The following is a 20,708-nucleotide window of genomic DNA, read 5'->3' as shown; positions in this document are numbered from 1 at the left end:
ATCCACGCTAGGCATTTTGTCGTGCGTGTGGAGTTCGAGGGGAAAAATCAAGGTGGGCCACGCCAGACTTGCTCCGGGGTTTTCGCTCAACGAAGCCCGAATAGGGACGGTTGAGGGCGGAGAGTCGGGTGTTCTGGTGTGGAAGTTCGGCCAACTGGTCGCGATACTTACCCGGATCGACGAGGAGACCTATTCAACCAAGGGCAAATGGTTCCTTGAGACAGGTTTCGGGTTGCTTACGGGGCAACATAAGAATTTCGATACGATTGAGGAAGCCGTCAGCTGGCTGGGCAAATACACCTTCCCTGACCCTGTCCTCTCCGCGGATTCATCGGTTGATGCGGCGGGATCGGTTTGACCCGCGTACCTGTCGCATCTATTGCATTTGATTGACGCCGCAGGCCCGCCTCGTGCCGTTCATTGCGAAGGCATTTGTCGCCGTTCGTCGCAGGGACCGTTAGTGCATGTCTCCCGAAAGCGGGACCCGGTTTCGGGATAAAGACATGCGTAAGATCAAAACTTAAAGCGCATGGAGCGAATCTGAAAGATTGCGACGCGCTTTGGTCCGGCAAGACCGCCCTATCTAAAACGTCTTTGGTCAGTCAAGCAGTCGCTGCGAGCCGGCTTTCCGATCGCCTCTCTATCGCGCCTCTCGCGATTTCGGAACTCTCCGCGATCACTTCGGCCCGCTCGTCGCCGCTGTTGTAGCGGCGGAACACGACCCGCGAGGGACGCCCGACCAACAAATGGTCCGCTCCCGAATCCAGTGCCCGCGCATAGACCGCCAAGGCTCCGTCGACAGCCTCGATAGTCTTCATGACGGCGTCGTCGTCGTGCGTGTAGCTGACGACCAGGGACGGCATGAGCACCCCACGCCTGATCGTCTCCTGCAGGAACAGCGAGCGGTAGGTCTGCGACGGTTTGCCGTCGAGATCGAGTGTGGCAAATGCCAGGCAGCAAGGACGACCGGTGACCTTGAAGTGCTGATCCACTCCATGCTGTCTGGCGGCCTGTTCGATCCCTTCCCTCAGTTTTGTTCCCTGGGCATAAAGGTGCTCGATCACGGGCTCGTTCTGGTAGACCTGCATGGTTGCGATCGCTGCCGCGAGCGCATGCGTCTCTGCGCCATGCGTGGTCGACAGCAGAAACACCCTTGGACGGTCCGTTTGCTCCAGGCCGCCGAGACGCATGTATTCGCGTTTCCCCGCCAGAGCGGAGACGGAAAACCCGTTGCCGAGTGCCTTGCCGAATGTCGACAGGTCTGGCTCGATCCCGTACAGTTTCTGCGCCCCGGCCGCATGCCACCTGAAGCCGGTGATCATCTCGTCGAGAATGAGCAGCGCGCCATTTTCCCTGCAGAGACGTTGCACCTCGTGCAAGAACCCGTTCTCAGGATCGTCGCCGCGGGACGGCTCGAGGATCAACGCTGCCAACTTGCCCGGATATCTCTCAAAGAGATCTTTGACGCTGGCGATATCGTTGTAGCGGAAGGTGACGGTCAGCTTCTGGACCGCCTCCGGAATTCCCGCATTCATCGGCGTGGTTCCAATGAACCAATCGTCGGTCGAAAAGAAGGGGTGGTCGGCGCAGCAGGCAACGAGATCGCGGCCCGTGTAGGCGCGGGCAAGGCGAACCGCGCCCGAAGTGGCATCCGACCCATCCTTGCAGAATTTTACCATCTGCGCACCGATCAGTTCCAGGAACGTCTCGGCGCAGTCGACTTCGATCTTCGCGGGTCGCGTGAAATTGCAGCCGCCGACAAGGGCGGCTTCCACGGCGCTCAGCACGCTCGGGTAAGCGTGCCCCAGCCCGACGGCACGATTGCCCATGCCGTATTCGATGTATTCGTGGCCGTCGACGTCCCAGACACGGCAACCCCGGCCGCGCTCGATGAAACCCGGAGCGAGGACAGGATACTGGTCCTCCCCTTTTGCGTAGGTGTGACATCCGCCGGGGATCAGTTGGTGGCTGCGCCCCTGTAGCCGGACGGATCTTGGAAAACGAAGACCTTGCTCAGACATGCGCGAAAACTCCATTCCGACAAAGTATCTACATGTTCGGCCCGGGATTTCGCGTTCTCCATAAGATCATCGGTTAGCACTTATGGCGGATAGCTTCGTACTATCGGTGACAGAGCGGCGGAGCAGCATTTTTGACGCACCGAGCGGACGCAGCGAACTCTGGCGCGCTGTTCCAACTTGACACCACCAGCGGCTTCAATTGTCGGGAAGCTCGGACCAAGCCGGGCAGTCTGTCTTGGAGGCCTCCGCTGCCGCAAAGGCAACGGAGGGCCCGGTACTTACTTCAGTCGAAGCAATAGATACGGCCCGCGAGGGCGGGCCGTTTCAGCGTTTAAGGTCGCTCCGCGGCAACTCCTTCCGCGAAGAGATCGTTGACCTTGTAGGCGACTTCCGTGCGGTTGGTTGCCTTCAGTTTCTTCATGATGTTTCGAATATGCACCTTCACTGTGCTCTCACGCAGGTTCAGTTCGTAGGCGATGATCTTGTTCGCCTTCCCGCGCCGGAGTGCCTGGGCGACCTCGGTCTGCCTCTGCGTGAACATTCTCGACAAAGGCTGCGTGTCGCGGCTGTCGGAGTCGATCAGATGACGCATGGAAAGAACGCTGCTTGCCGGGACAAAGATGCCGCCGGCTGCCGCCAGGTTGATCGCTTCGACACACACGTCGATACCGACCGAAGTCGGAATGTAGCCTCGCGCGCCATATTCGAGAGCTGCCAGTATCTGCGCGAGGTCTTCATTGTCGGCCAGGACGACCACGGGGATCGATTTGAACTCAGACGATATCCGCCTGATCTCGTCCGCCGTGGCATGATCGGTGATCTTCCGGCCGCCAAGGTTGAAGAGTATGGCGACCAGGGGAGGTACCGAACTCTTCTTCATGCGCCATTCTTCGATTGAACCCATGGCCACGACCGCCATGCCGAGTTCGTGGTCTACGAGGGCCGATGCAAGACATTCTCGGTCCAAGGCCCTTCCATCCAATATGAGGAGGCATTCCCTTTGAGGAGCACTTTCAGTTCCGCTGATCGGAATTCTTGGCTGATTTATCGAGGTGTAATTAACCAGTCCCACTGTTGAACTCATACTACCCACCCTTTTTGCACACGAGCCGCCTCCGGCGGCCGATTACCCCTTGTTCTAGAATGTGGAAAAGTGACCCCGCCCGCCCTTGAGCTGGATCGCTTCATTCTGACACCCATGGCAGTTCCGCGCCTACCCCAGCGAAGAACGGCTAACGTTACTCTAGGACCGAATTATTAGGGGTCGCTAACCTAGGTTAATTTTTCGTAAATTTCCGATTTTAGGGAAGCTGCGCCGCTGGTTGCAGGCACGCAGCCATGCTGCCGCCTGAAGGCGGGAGGCATCACGACAGCATGGTTGGATCCGCAAAGAGAAATCTAGAGCAATTCCAGGAAAAGTGTGAAACGGTCGGGCTCGGCGACTTCGCCGCAGCCTTCCGTCCGGAATTGCGTCAAAACCAAGAGATAGAGCGGTTCGCCGTTTCCGTGAAACGGTGAAATGCTCTAGCCGAGGTACTCTTTCTCGAACCCGGCCAATTTGACGAGGTTCTTGCGGTTGAGTATCTCGACACGGCCGGTCTTGAACGAGACGAGATCGGCCCTGCGGAGCTCCCGCAGTGTCCGGTTCACGTGAACGGGGGTCATTCCGAGGATGTCCGCCAGTTCGTTCTGAGTGAGGGGACAATCATATCTCCCGTGAGCCGACAGGCCGACTTTGGACAGCCGTTCCTCCAACTCGAGCAGGAAATGGGCGATCCGGCTCATTGCGTTGCGTCGCCCGACATTCACCAGATGCTCGGCAAGGATGGCGTTCATCCGCGCCAACGAGTGGGCAATCTTGCTGCCGAAGTTACCCTCGGACGAGATGCTCTCGACCAGCGCTTTCCTTGGTATTGGATAAACAGTGACGTCGGTTATGGAGACCAGCGAAGCGAAGCGAGGCCCGTCCGCGGAACGGAAGCCGACTATGTCTCCCCAAAGAGGAGTGTCGATGATCTGCCGTTCTCCGTCCGGCAGGCCGCGGCAAAGCAGGGTCCAGCCCGACTTCACGATGAAGATCGTGTCGTCGTCGTCATCCTGGCGACACACGATCGAATGGGGTTTATAGGCTCTTGCGGCCACACCGAGAAAATCGTTGTTGCCCCACTCGACCTTCGACCACGTCCCCCCAAGCGGACGTGGGCCTATGAACTGCGACAGTGTCTGCATGGAGACCCGCCAGTTTCTCCAACTTTAACACAACCTACAATAGTTGCTTCTTGAAAGCCAGATGTGAGCGGCTTCACAGTGAGCCGACTTCAGTTGCTATGCCCGATGGAAAGGAACCCTTCTCCAACTGCCAATAACGTCGCGACCGACTTCAAAGTTCCGTATCGAGCTCCTGCGATGGGAAAAAATCGAAGACCGGTGTTTGCGCCGGGGCCTGTCAGGCGAGGCAGCATTTACCTGGCCTCCGCATTTTGCGGGCATGCCTTTCCGCCGGTTGCCGAAGTTGCAGCTAGGTTTGCCCGACAAGGCCCGAGAATGCGAGGCTGGCAGGAGAGACCTAGAGCATGTCTCCCGAAAGTGGGAATCGGTTTCGCGAAAAGGACATGGTAAAATCAGAACCTAAAGCGCATGGAGCGAAATCCGAAAGACCGCGACGCGCTTTAGGGCGCCGCCGCGGCTTTCGAATATATGATGTTTTCACGCATTTCCCTTGGGGGCGGCCTTGCTCAGCCATTGCGGATCGACAGCCGTATCTTCGGGATGGCCGGCGGCTTCGAAAGCATCGACAAGCGTTTTTGCCGCCCGGCCCGCGAGGTGGGACTCCGCGTATTTGGCTTGAACGGCCCGGGCCCGGTCGTAAACTTCCTTGAGCTGCTTGGCCTCTTTGGCTCCCAACGCCCCTCGCCTGATCCGCCTGGTCATACCGCTCCTCCTTCTCGCGCTGGTACGCCAACCAATCCACCGCCTGTGCCAGAATTACGAATGCGCGATCGCGACCACCGTCGAATAGTCCAGCCACCCGGAGGCGGCGATCTATATCGGCATCGCGGCGCCTGCGCACGCGATGAAGCGGCCACTTTGGGCGGCAGCCTGTCATGACGGGCAAACCAACGCGCTCGGTTTCGTTGGCTAGCTCCTCGCGGCTTTTGGCAAAGCAACATTCAGCACTGGTATCCAGACGTCCGATCCGAGCAGGAAACGAGCTTACATTGTGCCGGGGTCTCCAGCACCTCCGCCGTGCTTAAGCTTTAATGCGTACCGCCGGGTCGACCCTCCACCGGTTCGTTCGGAAGGCGTATCTGCCGGCACCCTACCGCTGTGGGATGTTCGGCTACGTCCTTTGGCTCCCTTGTCCGGGACACCCGTCTGCCGAAGTATGCAAGGCGAGACACCGCCTCTCGGTGCTTATGGGCATCCAGAGGGCGACCTGTACGAGAAAGGCCGTGCGACGATGCAGTTCTCGATTCCGGGACTGGCAGTGTGCGCCGCTGTCCTGATTGTCGCCTACTATTCCCGCGGCATCTTGATTGTCGGCCTGATGGTATCCCTGGCATTTGGTTCGACGGCCGCCATGACTCTTACTTCGCTCGGCGGATCCACCCCTCTCATCTATACCTTGTTCGCGGCGCTGCTCGTGACAGCCGTGACTGCGAGGCGTTACATCTGGCTCGAGCTTGGAAGCGTGTTCGGGAGCATTCGCTCGATCTGGATCCTCACGAGCCTCATGACCTATGCGATCATTGGGGCGTGGCTGCTTCCAAGACTCTTCGCAGGACAGACTGTCGTCTTCGTTCAGTCGAAAACCCGGGGTGCGGTCGTCGAAGCTTCCTTGGCTCCGGTCTCGGCGAACACGTCGCAGACGGGCTATTTCATTCTTGGCGGCCTCACCGCCATTGCGCTTTGCATGCTGCTTTTGCACTCCGACAGGATCGACCAGCTACGCCGTGGATTTTTCCTCTGGTGCGGTCTCCACGCGGGCATGGGACTGATCGATTTCTTCGGCAAATTCGCGGGAGCAGGCGACCTGCTGGCTCCGATCAGGACCGCGAGTTATGCCCTCCTGACGGATTCGGTCGAGGCAGGGTTCTCGCGGATCACGGGCGCCTTCTCCGAGGCCTCTTCCTTCGCCGGCGCGTCCCTCTCCTGTCTGGCGTTCTGCTACACCTACTGGAGAAAAACCAAATCGAGCCTTGCCCAGTGGCTGGCAGGCATCTTGCTGTTTCTGACCCTCCTGTCGACGTCTTCGACCGCCTATGTCGGTCTGATGGCCCTCTGCATCCCCGTGGCCTTCTCAATGTCGGCCTCGGTTCTGAGCGGGCGGTTCGAGCGCCAGGAGATACTCATATTCGCTATTGTGGCATTCGGCGTGGTCACCGTCTTGGGCGTCAGTCTCTATGACGCCGGCGCCTTGGATCCCTTCATCAGGTTGATCAACTCGACCATCATCAACAAGGCCAATTCCTCCTCCGGTGAGGAGCGAACCTATTGGAACGTCAAGAGCCTGCAGTCCTTCCTGGACACCAGTGGTCTCGGGGTCGGTTTCGGCAGCTCGAGGGCCTCGAGCTGGCCGATCGCGGTCCTGTCCCAGCTCGGCCTGTTTGGATCACTGATGGTGGCGATCCTGGTCGCCGTCCTTGTCAGCGGGGTTGGCCGGGCGCGGGAGCGCCTGGACCCGGAGACCGACGCCGTCGTGCTGAGCGTCAGGAACGCTGCCCTCGCCAGCATAATCGCCAACTCGGTGTCGGCCGGCAGCGCCGATCCGGGCATTCTCTTCTTCATAGCGTTCGCCGCCGTTGCCGCCACGAAGGCCCGCGCGCGGCGCACCGTCACGGTATTGCGGCAAACCCAACATCGGTTGCTTACGCAAGCGATTTGAACCGCGCCGCGTCGTCGCGAGCATCTTCTGGCGGTTCCTGGCCGGCGGTGGCATCGCCCCCTAGTCATCCGATCATTCGCCCTATTATTTCGCCTACAGGATCGGCAAGGCACCGCCCGAGCCGGTTTTTTGCCACGACGCTGGGTGGGTTACCGGCTTGGGCCGGATCGCATCAAAGCCACGGTCGGCGTCGTCAATCGCCCAATCGCTCAGGAGGATCGCATGATCGCTATGCATCCGGTCGCTGCGACGCGCGCTCTGCGCAAGCACCTGACGCTCGCCGCAATGAGCCTTGGCTACGGCGTGGTGCAGCTCGATATCACCATCGTCAACGTCGCCATCGACAGTATCGGTCGCTCGTTCGGCGGCGGAGTCGCCGCGCTGCAGTGGGTGGTGACCGCCTACACGACTGCCTTTGCCGCGCTGATCCTGACCGCAGGCGCGCTGGGCGACCGCATGGGTGCCAAGCGGGTCTTCGCCACTGGTTTTGCGATCTTCACGGTTGCTTCGCTGGCATGCGCGTTGGCGCCGTCATTGGGTGTGCTGATCGCGGCGCGCGCGGTCCGGGGGGTCGGCGCGGCCGTTCTGGTGCCGAATTCGCTTGCGCTGCTCAATCACACTTATTCCGACAAAGAGGAGCGTGGATGGGCCGTTGCGATGTGGGCGGCCGGGGCAAGCGTGGCGCTCACGGCGGGGCCGCTGATCGGAGGCGCGCTCATAGCCATCTCGAGCTGGCGCAGCATTTTCCTGGTCAACGTCCCGCTCGGTCTGGCCGCGATCTGGCTAACCTGGCGATACACTATGGAGACGTCCGCCTCGCGTCAGCGCCATCTCGATTCCGCCGGCCAGTTGACCGGCATCGTGGCCTTGGCATGCCTTGCCGGAGCGATCATCGAAGGAGGCAAGCTCGGCTGGACAAACGGCTTCGTGCTCGCGGCCTTCTTCATTGCCATCCTTTCCATCACCGCGTTTGTGGCAATCGAATGGAGAGCTGAGCAGCCGATGCTGCCGCTGTCCCTGTTCCGCCGCCGGGCGTTCAGCTCGACTTCCGCCGTCGGACTGCTGATCAACATCGCCTTCTACGGGCTGCTCTTCGTGTTCAGCCTCTATTTCCGGGAAATCAACGGTTGGTCGCCGTTGTGGACAGGCATGGCTTTCGTGCCGATGGTCGGCGCGGTGCTGATCGCGAACCTCGTCGTGCCGCGCATCAGCCCCGTCATCGGCCCGCCGATCACCGTCGTGGCAGGATCCGCAACGATGGCGCTCGCCTGCCTAGCGCTGCTGGGAACCGGGCAGGGCACGCCTTATGTCCGCCTCGTCGGTCAGTTTGTCGTCTTGGGCGGCGGACTCGGCCTGCTTGTGCCGCCGCTGACCTCGATGCTGCTCGCAAGCGTCGAACGATCGCGTTCCGGTATCGCCTCCGGTGTCCTGAATTCGATGCGGCAGATCGGCAGCGTGCTCGGCGTCGCGCTGTTCGGATCGATGATCGGCGTGCACGGTCTCCTGCCCGGCATGCATATATCGCTCGTCATCTCGGTGGTTCTGCTCGCGGTCAGCGCTGCCGCGATGCTGTTTGAAATCAAGAGCACGCATGTCTGACGGATGGGCAATATCGTGACCTGCGAAAAAAGTGTCGCGCCGGATGAGCGTTACCATGACCCAAGATAAGGGGAGCGGTACGTCTATCGCGGGAGAACTCCCGAATCTGCATTCACCAGCCGTTGAAGCCGCCTGCCGGTCTGCCTCACGAGGGTCGATCCTGCGGTTCCAGGCATGCACGCGATTTGGTGAGCTGCACCGCGATCGGATGATACGCAACCGGTTTCAGGATCATGACCTGCCCGCGCACAGCGGCCGATCTCCTGGCCGAGCGACATGGAAAGCGGACTCGTTCACCTTCTGGTGACCGCGGCAATTCCTAGCGGAACATTAGCCTGTTTGCCTTGTTGAGTTTGCGGAAAGGAGCTTCCGCATGGAAAATCCGAGATCAACGGCAAGCATAGCCGGCCACCCTATCCACCCCATGCTGGTCACGATCCCGATAGCCTGCTTTGTCGGCACTCTGCTGACGGACATAGTCTACTGGCGAACCGCCGAAATGACATGGGCCAACTTCTCGGCCTGGCTCGTTACGGTCGGCGTCATTGTCGGGATTCTGGCAGCTGTTGTTGGGCTCGTGGACTTTACTGGGGGACGGCAGATACGCGAACAGCCGACCGCTTGGCTGCACATGGCCGGCAATTTCGTGGCTCTCGTCCTGGCCTTCTTCAACATGCTCATCCATACGCGCGATGCATGGACATCTGTTGTGCCGACGGGGCTGATCCTGTCGGCGCTGGTCGTAATCATCCTGCTGTTCACCGGCTGGCTCGGCTGGGCGCTGGTCTATCGCCATCACGTGGGAGTAGCCGATGAGACGACTTGATGGATCCATCACGCGGACAATGGCGGCTCTGTCGTGCGCATCCGCCTTGGTTATTGCGGGCTGCAGCAATGACAATACCGATCCCAATGAGCAGATCGGCGCGAACCCGAGGCTCCCTGAAATAAATCAGTATTTCTTCCCGCCGATGCATCTGGCCTCGGTGGTCGGCTGGAAGAACGACGAGAAACCGACGGTCGCGCAGGGCTTGCAGATCCAGGCGCTGGCGAAGGGCCTGCAGCATCCGCGCTCGCTCTACATGCTGCCCAATGGCGATATTCTGGTCGTGGAGTCCACGGCGCCGACCGAGGGATCGGTCAAACGGCCGAAGGACATCGTGATGGACTGGGTCGAGTCATGGGTCACCTCCGGCGGCGACACCGGGCCGAGCAACCGCATTACGCTGCTGCGCGACACCAACGGCGACGGCAAGCCTGAATATCAGGGCGTTTTCCTCGACCATCTCAACTCGCCCTTCGGCGTCGCGCTGGTCGGCAACGACCTTTACGTTGCCAATACGGATGCGATCATGCGCTATCCGTACCAGCCGGGCGACACCACGATCACTGCGCCGGGCAAGGTGCTTACGGAGCTACCGGGCGGTCCGATCGATCATCACTGGACGAAAAGCCTCGTCGCGAGCCCGGACGGATCCCTGCTTTATGTCGGCGTCGGCTCGAACAGCAACATCACCGAAAATGGCATCCAGGCCGAAAAGGACCGTGCGGCGATCTGGGAGGTCGATCGTGCAACGGGACGCTCGCGCATCTTCGCCAGCGGGCTGCGCAATCCGAACGGCCTGACGTTCGAACCTGAAAGCAAAGCACTCTGGACGGTGGTCAACGAACGCGACGAGCTCGGACCAAATCTCGTGCCGGACTACATGACGTCGGTGAAAGACGGCGCCTTTTATGGCTGGCCCTACAGTTACTACGGCCAGCATGTCGATCCGCGCGTCATGCCGCAGCGCCCGGACATGGTGGCAAAGGCGATCCCGCCGGACTATGCGCTGAGCTCGCATGTCGCGCCGCTGGGGCTGGCCTTCTACACCGCCAACAGCCTGCCGCGGAGCTATCGCGGTGGCGCCTTCGTCGGCGAACATGGCAGTTGGGACCGCCAGCGCTTCAACGGCTACAAGGTCGTGTTCGTGCCGTTCAGCGGCGGGCACCCGAACGGAATGGCGCAAGACGTGGTGACCGGCTTCCTCAACGACAGGGGCGAGGCGCGAGGCAGACCGGTCGGCGTGGCCGTCGATAGATCTGGCGCGCTGCTCATAGCCGACGACGTCGGCAACACGGTGTGGCGGGTGACGTCGGCGTCGCCGGGAGCGTGAGCCGACGCCCGCTCAGAGCTTAGGCCGCAACGTCCGAAATGTGACCGAGTAGCGGTGCTGGGCGAGCGGCGGAATACTGTGCTCCCATTCGTTGCGCGCCGGACCGGCCATGAGATAGACGGATCTTGGCTCGACCTCGATCGTCTCGCGGTCCCACGTCACGCCGTTCCTGCGGCGTAGCCGGAAGCTGCAGGACGCCAGCAGGGAGACGCCGGCGACGAGCTCGAAATATGGCTTGTCGCGATGCCAGCCGATGCCGGCGCCGGGCCGGTATTCGTTGATCAGCACCTGTGAGAACTCGGACGCGGGTCGGCCGGCGAAGGCGGCGACCTTGTCGCGGAGCGGCAGCAGGAAGTCGGGCATGGCCGGTGCTTCCACGACCTCGCGGCGATCGTAGTCGTAACGCAGCCCGAAGCCGACGACCTGCCTGTTGGCAAGATGGCCGTGAAAGTCGAAGGGCTTGAACGGCAGGGAGCCGATATGGCGGACCAGATCGCTTTCTTCGCCGCGCGTGATCAGCTCCGGTCGGTAGTGGAATCCCTCCGGCAAGCTGTCTTTGGCGCCGAAAAGATCGCCCTGGCGGAGCTGAGCCGCGGTCCTCGATTTCGTTGACGGCATGGCTTTCAAATAGACAATTGTGCCGCTCTGGCAAGGCTTTGTGCTGCCAACGCCTGATACGGCGGAACCTCAGCCAGCCCCAGGAATTACGCATGGCAAACAGGATGTCCGTCATGCCTTCCACTGCCATCCGGAACACCCATTACGATCCGGCGACGAAGATCCTTTCGGTATGGTTCGTGCCGAGCGGCGACCGCTATGACTATGAGGAAGTCGAGCCTGAGACCTACGCCGCGTTCGCAGCCGCTCCCTCCAAGGGGCGGTTCTTCAACGAATTCGTACGCGACCGGTACAGCTTCCGTCTGGTCGAGCACGGATCAAGGCATTGAACGAGCCGGCCGCGGGACTGGTGCCCTTTGCAACCCGCGCCGATCGGATCTTCTTCAACCTTCATCGGCCAGGCAGGCGGGTGATCCGCTAGACCTCGTCGAACCGGCCTCCCTCCTTGGAAGGATCCCGCGACAAAACCTCTTCCTCCTCGTCGTCGGGCAAGGCCTCGTCGCTGTTCTGGCTCGGATTGTCATCGTCCTCCTCGGAGGGAGTGTCTTCCGTCTCCCTGGCGTCGGGAATGCCTTCTTCCACGACCACGCTGTCCGGAAGCACCTTGTCGCCCTCAAAGGAATCCCAGTCCTGCTGCTCGATGGCCGGGGCCTCGGTCTCGTCTTGCTGTTTGGATCGCTGCTTGTTGCGAGGTTCCATCTCGCTCTCCGATGGTGTGGACCTTACCTGTTTCTCTCTAGGGGGAACCGCCAGGCCGACGGGTTGTTCCGCGGATTATGAGCGGAGCGCGCGCTCACTGCTCGAGCTGCTCGAACGTGCATTGGCGCGGCGCCTTGTCCGGTCGCCAGCGCAAAAACCTGGTTCCATGTCGAAAACGGCCGCCGGTGACTTGGTCGAAACGGACCTCAACGACCAGTTCCGGCTGTACCGGCTCCCACTCCCCGCTGCGTTTCGTGCTCCAGCGACTCGGTCCGCCTGGCGCCTTGCCTGTGAAGCCAAGTCCGCCCCGCAATGCCTCGAGCTTGCCGGTGACCTCAGGGCGCTCGTCATCGCTGATGGTCGAAGTGAAACCGACATGGTTGAGCTGGCCGCGCTCGTCGTAGAGGCCGAGCAGCAGCGACCCGACTTGTCGTTTGCCGTTCAGATAGCGGAATCCACCTACCACGCAGTCGGCGGTCCGCAGCCGCTTGACCTTGATCATCGCCCGCTCACCCGGTCGATACGGTTCATTCAGCATCTTGGCGACAACGCCATCGGTTGAACCGTGCCCGGCGCCCTCCAGCCATCGCCTGGCGGTCGCGAGACTCGTGGTCGACGGTGAAAGTTGCAAGGAAGCGGCATTTGCCTTCGCCGCGAAGTGCTCGATTGCCGCCCGCCGTTCCAGCAGAGGCTTTTCGAGCAGGATCTTGCCGCCCGATGAGACGAGCACGTCGAACAGGATCAGTTGCGCCGGTGTCTCCCTGCTCAGCTTGCGAATCCGACTCTCCGCGGGGTGGAGTCGCATCTGTAGTGCGTTGAAGGAGGCACGGCCTTCGACCTCGATCACGATCTCGCCGTCGACGACAAAATCCTTCGCACGGATATCACCAAGCGTCGCGGTGAGCTCAGGAAAATAGCGGCCAAGCGGCTTGCCGGATTTCGCTCTTAGATCAATGGCGGCCTGGCCCTTGAAGACGAGGCAGCGGAACCCATCCCATTTCGGCTCATATTGCCAGACACCGCTGTCCTCGGGCAGTGCATCCGCCGTTCGAGCCTCCATCGGAGGTGTTTCTTCAGGAGGTAGTGGAAATGTGTCGCTGAATGGTTCATCCATCGCGTGGCCCGATATCAAGCCTCGAGGTCGATCAACGCGATCCCCAGCTCGCTGCGCTTCCTGCGGCGCAGATGCGCAGGCGACTCCAGCACCGTGACTTCCAATGTCGGCTGGACAGTGCCTTCCAGCAGATGTCCGCCGCGTGTCCTTCCGTCGCTGAGGCCAAGCACCGCGTGAATGTGGAGGCTTTGCTTGCCATTGTCGTCGACAGCAACGTCGCCGATGGCGCTCAGCACTTCGCACTGCTCGTCGACAGTGATCTTGCGGTAGGATTTCGACCCGGTGTCGAACCAGCCGACTGTCGCCTTCTCGAACGCGCCGATCGCCGTCAGCGAAGCGCCGGTGATCCCTTTCTGCTCGGCAAAAGTCGTCAGCGCGGCGATCGCTTCCTCGCCCGGGTCCAACACGACCACGAAGGTTCTCTGTCCAGAAGTCTCTGCGATCAGCTTCGATTTCATATCGCTTCGGCCATTGCCTTTAGGTGCAAACTCGCAACCCGCAACGCATGTTCCGTCAGAAGCGTGCTATTTCCCTGGACGGGACGGCTTGGGCGACTGCAAAAGAAGCGCCAGCGGCACCAGCAACGCGGTGGCGATCGCCGAGTAGCGGAAGACGTCGACATAGGCGAGCAGCGTCGCCTGGCGGCCGATGAGCTGGCCGACCCAGCCGAGCGCCTGCGCCTTCGCCTCGACGGCAGGGGAGCCTTGCGCGGTGAAATACTCGCTGACCTGCCGCAATATCTGCTGGTAGGTGGACGATGATTGCACGGTGTCGGCAGTCAGGTTCGATTGATGCAGCTGCGCTTGCTGCGCGACCACCGTGTTGGTCAGCGAGACGCCGATGCTGCCGCCGATGTTGCGGGCAACGTTGATCAGCGCCGAAGCCTGGTTGGTCTTCCTCGCCGGCAGGCCGAGATAGGCCGCCGTCGAGATCGGGATGAACAGGAAGGGCAGGCCGACCATCAGGAAGACGCGGGCAAAGGCAAAGAAGCTGAACGTCGCATCCGGGGCCAGCGAGGTCAGATGCCAGAGCGCTATAGCCACCGCCGACATGCCCAACATGATCAGATATTTCGGCTGCACGAAACCGGAGGCGAAGCCCGAGACCGGCATCAGCATCAGCATGGCGATGCCGCCCGGCATCATCGAAAGCCCCGACAGCGTCGCTGTGTAGTCGAACGCTGTCTGCTGCAGCTGCGGCAGGAGCTGCGTCGTGCTGTACAGCGCCGCGCCTACCGCCATCATGACGAGGAAGGCCGTGCCGAACTGACGCATGAACAGCAGCCGCATGTCGACGATCGGGTCGCGGTGTGCCAGCTCCCACGGAATCAGGATGAGCAACGAAATGGCGGAGATCACGGCGAAGGTGGTGATGAAACTCGATGAAAACCAATCGTTGCGCTGGCCCTCGTCGAGAAATACCTCCAGGCATCCGAGCGCCAGCGTCACTAGGATGAAGCCGACCCAATCCACCTTGATGCCGCCTTTCAGCCTCTCCTGGCGCTCGCGTTTCAGCACGTCGGGCTCGACCACCAGCCATTGCACGAGCGCCAGCGAAAGAATGCCGAAGGGCACATTGATGAAGAAGATCCAATGCCAGGAGAAATGGTCCGTCAGCCATCCACCGATCGTCGGGCCTACCGTCGGCGCCACGATGACCGCGATGCCGTAGAGCGCGAAAGCCTGCGAGCGCTTTTCGGGCGGGAAAGTATCTGCGAGGATCGATTGCTCGCTCGGCGCCATGCCGCCGCCGCCAAGACCCTGGAGGATGCGGAACAGGATCAGCATGTCGAGATTGGGCGCCAGGCCGCAAAGCAACGACGCGCCGGTGAAGGTGGCGACGCAGAGCATGTAGTAACGCTTGCGGCCGATGACGTCGGCAAGCCAGCCGCTGATTGGAACGATGATCGAACTGGCGACGAGATAGGTAGTGATGATCCAGGTGCTCTCGTCCAGGCCGGCCGCCAGGCTGCCGGCAATGTTGCGCAACGCGACATTGGCGATCGCGGTGTCGAGCACCATCATGAAGGTGGCGATGGAGACGACGATCGCGATCAGCCAGGGATTGCGCGCGCCGGCGGCGGAGCGGCTTTCGCCGGCATGGGCTAATGCTGCATCAGTCATCGTACCTTGACCGTCGGCACCACCGACATGCCCGGACCGAGATAGGCGTCCGGCGGCTGGTCGAAGACGATCTTCACGGGGACGCGCTGGACGACCTTGACGAAATTGCCGGTGGCATTCTCGGCGGGCAGAAGGCTGAAGGCAGTGCCGCTGCCGGCCTGCACACTGTCGACACGGCCATGGAAGGTCTTTTCCGGATAGGCGTCGATGGCGATGTCGACCGGCTGGCCCGGCCGCATCAGGTCGAGCTGCGTCTCCTTGAAATTCGCCTTCACCCAGACGTCCTTCGGAACGAACATCATCAGTACTTGCCCGGGCTGGGCATAGGTGCCTTTCGCAACGGTGATGTTGGTTGCCCGGCCGGCGACTGGGGCCACGATGGTGGTGCGCGTGAGCGTGGTCCTGGCCTGGTCTTCGCTCGCTCTTGCCTGCCGCAGTTTGGCGTCAGCGCCCTTGCCCTGTGCCTGCAGCACGGCGAGCTGGCTCTTCGCGGCCTCCGCATTCGCCGTGGCCGTGTCGAGGGCCGCCTGGTCCTGGCGGAGCGTTGACGCTGCCTGCTGTGCCTGCTGCTCGGTGGCGGTGCCCCGGGCCAGCAGCTCGCGGTCGCGCCGGTCCTCCGACTTGGCGAATTCCAGCGCCGCCTGCGCCTGGGCGACCTGCTTTTGCGCGGCATCGATCTTGGCGTTCTGCGCTTCGGTCTGGGCCGCGACATTGGTGATCTCGGCCTGCGCCGCCGCCACGCTGGCCTCAGCCTGCTTGAGCGAGGCCTGGTAGTCGCTGTCGTCGATGCGAAGCAGGACCGCGCCCGCTTCGACGGGTTGATTGTCGGTGACGGCCACCTCCGTGATGCGGCCGGCGATTTCGGCGCCGACGGTCACCGTGCGCGCATCGATGAAGGCATCGTCCGTCCATTCGTAGTTGCGCGCGTTCAGCCACCAGGCCACCGCGCCTGCCGCAACCAGCAGCACGACAAGCAGGACGGTGCCCGCGGTGTAGGGATGTCGTCTGATGGACCCGGACAGGCCGCGCTTGTCCTGCGGCGCGCCGCCGTCTTCTGGGGACGCATCGGTCTTATCCGGCGAGGCATCGGGCGCTGCTCTTCTTCGGGTATCGGAGCGCTGCGGGCTTTTGTGTCGTTTTTCGGAGCGACGCGTCGGGCGCTGCGTCTCGTCCACGGGTTCGGCAACTGGAGAATTCGTATCCACCGGCATGCCTTTCGATCGAAGTGTTTTGTCTTGTGCAATTCCGGGCAGTCACCGCTGCGCACTTACTGGAATTACTCGCATGGGAACTTGCGCGGCGCCGCCGCGCATCACCGGCCCAAGCCGAGGTCAACCTCCCGCATTCGGAAAGGTTCCTTTGCCGCGACAACCGGCCCGACACCAATCCCCATGCATCGGCCCGTCGTCAGGTCCTTGGAAGCCGTGCGGGAGTCACTCTTTCGTGACCCGTTTTTGAGCCGACAAATCCGGAACAATGCCCCGGCTGAGAGGTTAGCGCTGATACCCAGCCAGCCCACCCAGCCAACCAGGGGAGCGAGCCATGTCCCAAAATCCCGTATCGAGCGCGACTGGTCTCAGCCGACGAAGCTTCATGACCGGTACGGTTTCGGCCGCCGCTGCCGCGCCGTTGCTGACCTCCGCCGCAAAGGCGCAAGTGCCGGCCGCGACCCATGCCAAACTCAGGGAAGCCGTCGCCGTATCGCTGCGGATCAACAAGCAGCCTTACGAGCTTTCGCTGGACACAAGGACGAGTCTGCTGGATGCGCTGCGCGATCATGCCGGTCTTACCGGCACGAAGAAGGGCTGCGACCACGGCCAGTGCGGCGCCTGCACCGTGCTCGTCGACGGAAAACGCGTGCTCTCTTGTCTAAGCTTCGCCGTGATGAACCAGGGCAAGGAAGTGATGACGGTGGAAGGGCTCGCCTCGAGCGACGGCAAGCTGCATCCGATGCAGCAGGCGTTCATCGACCACGACGCCTTCCAGTGCGGCTACTGCACGCCGGGCCAGATCATGTCGGCCATCGGCTGCGTCAACGAAGGTCACGCGAACTCCGAGGACGATATCCGCGAATTCATGAGCGGCAACATCTGCCGCTGCGCGGCCTATCCGAACATCGTCGCGGCGATCGCCCAGGCGCGTGACCAGGCGAGGGGAGCCTGACCATGCGCCCTTTCATCTATGAACGGCCGGCGGACATTTCTGCCGCGGTCGCCATCGCCTCCCGCTTTACGACCGACGACGACCAGCCGACGCGGGCGAACGCGCAATTCATCGCCGGCGGCACCAATCTCGCCGACTATATGAAGCTTGGTGTCGCGGAACCCGGCCGGTTGCTGGACCTCAACCGCCTTGAGGAGCCGGCGCTCAGGCAGATCCGGGTCAGCGACGACGGTATCCGCTTCGGCGCCTTGGTGCGGATGGGAGAGGCTGCCGACCACGGTGAAGTCAAACGCCGCTATCCCGTCATTGCCGACAGCCTGAGATTGGCGGCAAGCGGCCAGATCCGCAACATGGCGAGCCTTGCCGGCAACGTCTTGCAGCGAACGCGCTGCGAATATTTCCGCGAGACCTCCTGGGCCTGTAACAAGCGCGTGCCGGGTTCGGGCTGCGCGGCGATGGAAGGCTTCAACCGCCAGCATGCGGTTTTGGGCGCGAGCGATGCGTGCATCGCCACCTATCACGGCGACTTTGCCCAGGCCTTGATCGCGCTCGACGCCGTCATTCGTGCCGAGGGCTCGCGCGGAGCGCGGAAAGTTCCCTTCGCCAGGCTGCATCGGCTGCCCGGTGACACGCCGCATATCGAGACCGATCTGGCGGCCGACGAGATCATCACCGCCATCGAGGTGCCCGCCGTCCCCTGGGCCCGGCGCTCGCGTTACCTGAAGATCCGCGACCGCGAATCCTACGCCTTCGCGCTGGCTTCGGCGGCGGTTGCGCTCGACCTCGACGGCGACAGCGTCCGCGAGGCCCGCATCGCGCTCGGCGGCGTGGCGACCGTGCCCTGGCGCGCCAAGACAGCCGAGGCGGCCTTGCAAGGCAAGAAGCTCGACGAGACATCGGCGGGTGCTGCGGCGGACGCCGCCTTTGCCGATGCCGAACCGCGCCGGCACAACGCGTTCAAGATCGAGCTCGGCAAACGAACGCTGGTGCGCGCGCTGCTCGAAACCCGAGACATGAAGGTGTGACCATGGACGCAGCCGCTCCAAGGCCCAAGGAGAACATGGGCGAACCGCTGCCACGCATCGATGCGCGGCTGAAAGTCACCGGGCAGGCCGGCTATCCCGCTGATTTGCCGGCGGCCAACATCGCCTATGGCGCGCTTGCAACGAGCAGCATCGCCAAGGGCAAGGTGGCCAAGCTTCATCTCGATGAGGCTCGTGCGGTGCCGGGCCTGCTCGATATCGTGACATACGGCGACATGGATAAGGTCAACAGGCCGAAGTTCGGCAATGGCAGTGCAACCTCGATCGGACCGCTGCATGACCGCACGATCTTCCACGACGGGCAGATCATCGCCTTGGCCGTTGCCGAGACATTCGAGGCGGCGGAAGAGGCGGCGCAGTTGATCCGCGCCGAGTATGAGGAGGAAAAGCCGACCGCGAGCTTCGACAGTCCGGGCACGAAGACTGTTGATGCTGCCGGAAAGAACCCCATGCACAAGGAGGATGTGAAGGCCGGCGATTTCGACGCCGCCTATGCCGCGGCTCCGGTCAAGATCGACGCGCGCTATTCGACGCCGACCCAGCATCACAATCCAATCGAGCTGTTCTCGACAACGGCGCTCTGGCAGGGCGATCAGCTCATCGTCCATGAGCCGTCGCAGAACGTCACCGGCTGGAAGTCCGAGCTTGCGCGGCAGCTGAAGATCGATCCTGCGAATGTGCGCATCCTCAGTCCCTTCATCGGCGGGGCGTTCGGCTCGAAAGGGCCGATGACGTCACGCACCGCGATCGTCGCCGTTGCCGCCAAGCGTCTCGGCCGTCCGGTGCGTTGCGTGACGAGCCGCATGCAGGCCTTCGGCACCCAGACCTATCGGGCCGAAACCCGCCATCGCATCCGGATCGGGGCGGGCAGGGACGGACGCATCACCGCCTTCGCGCATGAAGGCTGGGAAGTGACGTCGCGCCCGGATGCCTACGTCGTCGCCGGCACTTCGGCTACCGGCCGCATGTACGACTACGGCTCGGTGCTGACCCATGTCTCGCTGGTCGAGGCCGACCGCAACACACCGGGTTACATGCGCTCGCCACCGGAGACGCCTTACGTATACGCGCTTGAAAACGCGATGGACGAGATGGCGGTAGCGCTCGGCATGGACCCGGTGGAGTTCCGCCACATCAACGAGCCGAAGACGGAACCCATCGGGAGGAAGCCCTTCTCCAGCCGCTCGCTGATCCAGTGCTACGAACAGGCGGCTGATGCCTTCGGCTGGGCGAAGCGGGATCCGAAAGTTGGGGCGATGCGCGAGGGCGACTGGCTGGTCGGCATGGGCTGTGCCACGGCCATCTATCCGACTGCCGCGGCGCCATGTGCCGCGCGTGTGCGCCTGACGTCCGACGGCGATGTCAGGGTGCAGTGCGGCTCGCACGAGATCGGCACCGGCGTCCGCACCGTGGCCGCCCAGATGGCTTCGGAACGTCTTGGCATCCCGATCGGCAAGGTGAATGTCGAAATGGGCGACAGCAGCCTGCCGCCGGCCCCGGTGTCGGGCGGCTCGATTTCCACCGCGAGCGTTTGCTCGGCGGTGCTCAAGGCCTGCGATGCGATCAGGACGAAGCTTGCCGCGGCCGCGACAGGCGAAAGCGCCCCGCTTGCCGGTTCCCACAACGAGGAACTGGACTTCGCCGCTGGAAAGATCGTTGCGAAGGGCGGCGCCTCGGCGAAGATCGAGGATGTCTTCAAGATCATGCAGGTCGGCGCGATCGACGAATATGCCGAGTTCGCCCCCAAGGGCGCGACGCCGGGGGCGCTGAAGAAGCTCTATGCCGGCCTGCCGGAATTCCATGGCGGCGAGCACGATGAGGATTCGGTGAAATACGCCTTCGGCGCGGAGTTCGTCGAAGTCCGCATCAACAGCTACACCAGGGAAATCCGCGTGCCGCGCATCGTCGGCGCCTTCGCGGCTGGCCGCATCATGAACACGCGTACCGCGCGCAGCCAGCTTATGGGCGGCATGATCTGGGGCATCGGCCAGGCGCTGCATGAGGCGACCGAGGTCGACGGGCGCTATGCCCGTTACGTCAACCGCGACCTGCAGGATTACCTCGTGCCGGTCAACGCCGACATCAGGGATTTACAGGTGATCCTGGTCCCGGAGGTGGACCACGCCGTCAATCCGGCCGGTGTCAAGGGCCTGGGCGAACTGGGCAATGTCGGCACGGCCGCCGCCGTTGCCAGCGCGGTCTACCATGCGACGGGCAAGCGCATCCGCGATCTGCCGATCAGGATCGAGCAGCTTATCGCTTGACGATGCCGGCACTGTCGCGACGC

Annotated in this window: 19 protein-coding genes; 9 read left to right on the top strand and 10 right to left on the bottom strand. The window is 62.3% G+C overall.

Going from position 1 to position 20,708, the window contains the following annotated elements; genetic code table 11:
* The first annotated feature begins 52 nt into the window (after window positions 1-52).
* Window positions 53-358 carry a hypothetical protein gene (locus P9236_RS21930; protein ID WP_278076648.1) on the top strand — a complete coding sequence of 102 codons (306 nt, stop codon included), beginning with the start codon at window positions 53-55 and terminating at the stop codon, window positions 356-358.
* Window positions 359-602: 244 nt separating this feature from the next.
* Here the strand turns inward: P9236_RS21930 and P9236_RS21925 are convergent, their stop codons facing one another.
* The 4 genes from P9236_RS21925 to P9236_RS21910 all read right to left on the bottom strand — a co-directional run bounded on the left by P9236_RS21925 (window position 603) and on the right by P9236_RS21910 (window position 4,952).
* Complete coding sequence (locus P9236_RS21925) at window positions 603-2,021, bottom strand: glutamate-1-semialdehyde 2,1-aminomutase (protein ID WP_278076647.1); 1,419 nt, start codon at window positions 2,019-2,021, stop codon at window positions 603-605.
* 331 nt (window positions 2,022-2,352) lie between these two features.
* Entirely contained in the window at window positions 2,353-3,105 is a 753-nt protein-coding gene (locus tag P9236_RS21920) for a response regulator transcription factor (protein WP_278076646.1), read from the bottom strand.
* Window positions 3,106-3,545: 440 nt separating this feature from the next.
* Entirely contained in the window at window positions 3,546-4,250 is a 705-nt protein-coding gene (locus P9236_RS21915; RefSeq protein WP_278076645.1) for a Crp/Fnr family transcriptional regulator, read from the bottom strand.
* Between the two features lie 477 nt (window positions 4,251-4,727).
* Window positions 4,728-4,952: a hypothetical protein gene (locus P9236_RS21910; RefSeq protein WP_278076644.1), complete on the bottom strand. Its 225-nt coding sequence runs from the start codon at window positions 4,950-4,952 to the stop codon at window positions 4,728-4,730.
* A 529-nt stretch (window positions 4,953-5,481) separates the two neighbouring features.
* Between P9236_RS21910 and P9236_RS21905 the strand changes: the two genes are divergently transcribed.
* The 4 genes from P9236_RS21905 to P9236_RS21890 all read left to right on the top strand — a co-directional run bounded on the left by P9236_RS21905 (window position 5,482) and on the right by P9236_RS21890 (window position 10,661).
* Window positions 5,482-6,906, top strand: coding sequence for a hypothetical protein (locus P9236_RS21905; RefSeq protein ID WP_278076643.1), 1,425 nt, complete (start codon window positions 5,482-5,484; stop codon window positions 6,904-6,906).
* A gap of 222 nt (window positions 6,907-7,128) precedes the next feature.
* Window positions 7,129-8,505 carry an MFS transporter gene (locus P9236_RS21900; RefSeq protein ID WP_278076642.1) on the top strand — a complete coding sequence of 459 codons (1,377 nt, stop codon included), beginning with the start codon at window positions 7,129-7,131 and terminating at the stop codon, window positions 8,503-8,505.
* A 373-nt stretch (window positions 8,506-8,878) separates the two neighbouring features.
* Window positions 8,879-9,331 (top strand): DUF2231 domain-containing protein, encoded by a 453-nt coding sequence (locus tag P9236_RS21895; RefSeq protein WP_278076641.1) that lies wholly within the window; start codon window positions 8,879-8,881, stop codon window positions 9,329-9,331.
* Entirely contained in the window at window positions 9,318-10,661 is a 1,344-nt protein-coding gene (locus P9236_RS21890; RefSeq protein ID WP_278076639.1) for a sorbosone dehydrogenase family protein, read from the top strand. The genes P9236_RS21895 and P9236_RS21890 overlap by 14 nt, the downstream gene beginning before the upstream one ends.
* A 12-nt stretch (window positions 10,662-10,673) precedes the next feature.
* Here P9236_RS21890 and P9236_RS21885 read toward each other — a convergent pair whose 3' ends face one another.
* Window positions 10,674-11,279: an alpha-ketoglutarate-dependent dioxygenase AlkB gene (locus P9236_RS21885; protein WP_278076638.1), complete on the bottom strand. Its 606-nt coding sequence runs from the start codon at window positions 11,277-11,279 to the stop codon at window positions 10,674-10,676.
* A gap of 113 nt (window positions 11,280-11,392) precedes the next feature.
* Between P9236_RS21885 and P9236_RS21880 the strand changes: the two genes are divergently transcribed.
* A complete protein-coding gene (locus P9236_RS21880) occupies window positions 11,393-11,608 on the top strand; it encodes a KTSC domain-containing protein (RefSeq protein WP_278076636.1) in 216 nt (71 codons plus the stop codon).
* Window positions 11,609-11,696: 88 nt separating this feature from the next.
* On the opposite strand, the gene P9236_RS21875 is transcribed toward P9236_RS21880, so the two are convergent.
* From P9236_RS21875 to P9236_RS21855, 5 genes are all read right to left on the bottom strand, one after another.
* Window positions 11,697-11,978, bottom strand: a complete 282-nt coding sequence (locus P9236_RS21875) for a hypothetical protein (protein ID WP_278076634.1) — start codon at window positions 11,976-11,978, stop codon at window positions 11,697-11,699.
* Window positions 11,979-12,072: 94 nt separating this feature from the next.
* Window positions 12,073-13,092: an ATP-dependent DNA ligase gene (locus tag P9236_RS21870; protein WP_278076633.1), complete on the bottom strand. Its 1,020-nt coding sequence runs from the start codon at window positions 13,090-13,092 to the stop codon at window positions 12,073-12,075.
* A gap of 14 nt (window positions 13,093-13,106) precedes the next feature.
* Window positions 13,107-13,550 carry a PPC domain-containing DNA-binding protein gene (locus P9236_RS21865; RefSeq protein WP_278076632.1) on the bottom strand — a complete coding sequence of 148 codons (444 nt, stop codon included), beginning with the start codon at window positions 13,548-13,550 and terminating at the stop codon, window positions 13,107-13,109.
* Between the two features lie 66 nt (window positions 13,551-13,616).
* Window positions 13,617-15,215, bottom strand: coding sequence for a DHA2 family efflux MFS transporter permease subunit (locus tag P9236_RS21860; protein ID WP_278076630.1), 1,599 nt, complete (start codon window positions 15,213-15,215; stop codon window positions 13,617-13,619).
* The gene (locus P9236_RS21855) at window positions 15,212-16,426 is read right to left on the bottom strand and encodes an HlyD family secretion protein (protein WP_278076628.1); all 1,215 of its coding nucleotides are present in this window, start codon (window positions 16,424-16,426) and stop codon (window positions 15,212-15,214) included. Before P9236_RS21855 ends, P9236_RS21860 begins: the two co-directional genes overlap by 4 nt.
* A gap of 331 nt (window positions 16,427-16,757) precedes the next feature.
* On the opposite strand from P9236_RS21855, the gene P9236_RS21850 reads away from it, so the two are divergent.
* Genes P9236_RS21850 through P9236_RS21840 form a run of 3 tightly spaced genes read left to right on the top strand, consistent with a single transcriptional unit; the run spans window position 16,758 to window position 20,685 of the window.
* Entirely contained in the window at window positions 16,758-17,378 is a 621-nt protein-coding gene (locus P9236_RS21850) for a 2Fe-2S iron-sulfur cluster-binding protein (protein WP_278076626.1), read from the top strand.
* 2 nt (window positions 17,379-17,380) lie between these two features.
* Window positions 17,381-18,403 carry a xanthine dehydrogenase family protein subunit M gene (locus tag P9236_RS21845; protein WP_278076625.1) on the top strand — a complete coding sequence of 341 codons (1,023 nt, stop codon included), beginning with the start codon at window positions 17,381-17,383 and terminating at the stop codon, window positions 18,401-18,403.
* 2 nt (window positions 18,404-18,405) lie between these two features.
* Window positions 18,406-20,685 carry a xanthine dehydrogenase family protein molybdopterin-binding subunit gene (locus P9236_RS21840; protein WP_278076624.1) on the top strand — a complete coding sequence of 760 codons (2,280 nt, stop codon included), beginning with the start codon at window positions 18,406-18,408 and terminating at the stop codon, window positions 20,683-20,685.
* Window positions 20,686-20,708: the final 23 nt, after the last annotated feature.

The sequence above is a fragment of the Mesorhizobium sp. WSM4884 genome (assembly GCF_029625675.1).
In the GTDB taxonomy this organism is placed as follows: domain Bacteria; phylum Pseudomonadota; class Alphaproteobacteria; order Rhizobiales; family Rhizobiaceae; genus Mesorhizobium.
The sequence above is the reverse complement of the archived record's forward strand: the minus strand, read 5'-3'. Positions and strand labels throughout refer to the sequence as shown.

Excerpts from the sequence above, each read along its gene's own strand:
- P9236_RS21925 (WP_278076647.1), bottom strand. The coding sequence starts at position 2,021 with ATGTCTGAGCAAGGTCTTCGTTTTCCAAGATCCGTCCGGCTACAGGGG.
- P9236_RS21920 (WP_278076646.1), bottom strand. The coding sequence starts at position 3,105 with ATGAGTTCAACAGTGGGACTGGTTAATTACACCTCGATAAATCAGCCA.
- P9236_RS21915 (WP_278076645.1), bottom strand. The coding sequence starts at position 4,250 with ATGCAGACACTGTCGCAGTTCATAGGCCCACGTCCGCTTGGGGGGACG.
- P9236_RS21910 (WP_278076644.1), bottom strand. The coding sequence starts at position 4,952 with ATGACCAGGCGGATCAGGCGAGGGGCGTTGGGAGCCAAAGAGGCCAAG.
- P9236_RS21905 (WP_278076643.1), top strand. The coding sequence starts at position 5,482 with ATGCAGTTCTCGATTCCGGGACTGGCAGTGTGCGCCGCTGTCCTGATT.
- P9236_RS21900 (WP_278076642.1), top strand. The coding sequence starts at position 7,129 with ATGATCGCTATGCATCCGGTCGCTGCGACGCGCGCTCTGCGCAAGCAC.
- P9236_RS21895 (WP_278076641.1), top strand. The coding sequence starts at position 8,879 with ATGGAAAATCCGAGATCAACGGCAAGCATAGCCGGCCACCCTATCCAC.
- P9236_RS21890 (WP_278076639.1), top strand. The coding sequence starts at position 9,318 with ATGAGACGACTTGATGGATCCATCACGCGGACAATGGCGGCTCTGTCG.
- P9236_RS21885 (WP_278076638.1), bottom strand. The coding sequence starts at position 11,279 with ATGCCGTCAACGAAATCGAGGACCGCGGCTCAGCTCCGCCAGGGCGAT.
- P9236_RS21880 (WP_278076636.1), top strand. The coding sequence starts at position 11,393 with ATGCCTTCCACTGCCATCCGGAACACCCATTACGATCCGGCGACGAAG.
- P9236_RS21875 (WP_278076634.1), bottom strand. The coding sequence starts at position 11,978 with ATGGAACCTCGCAACAAGCAGCGATCCAAACAGCAAGACGAGACCGAG.
- P9236_RS21870 (WP_278076633.1), bottom strand. The coding sequence starts at position 13,092 with ATGGATGAACCATTCAGCGACACATTTCCACTACCTCCTGAAGAAACA.
- P9236_RS21865 (WP_278076632.1), bottom strand. The coding sequence starts at position 13,550 with ATGAAATCGAAGCTGATCGCAGAGACTTCTGGACAGAGAACCTTCGTG.
- P9236_RS21860 (WP_278076630.1), bottom strand. The coding sequence starts at position 15,215 with ATGACTGATGCAGCATTAGCCCATGCCGGCGAAAGCCGCTCCGCCGCC.
- P9236_RS21855 (WP_278076628.1), bottom strand. The coding sequence starts at position 16,426 with ATGCCGGTGGATACGAATTCTCCAGTTGCCGAACCCGTGGACGAGACG.
- P9236_RS21850 (WP_278076626.1), top strand. The coding sequence starts at position 16,758 with ATGTCCCAAAATCCCGTATCGAGCGCGACTGGTCTCAGCCGACGAAGC.
- P9236_RS21845 (WP_278076625.1), top strand. The coding sequence starts at position 17,381 with ATGCGCCCTTTCATCTATGAACGGCCGGCGGACATTTCTGCCGCGGTC.
- P9236_RS21840 (WP_278076624.1), top strand. The coding sequence starts at position 18,406 with ATGGACGCAGCCGCTCCAAGGCCCAAGGAGAACATGGGCGAACCGCTG.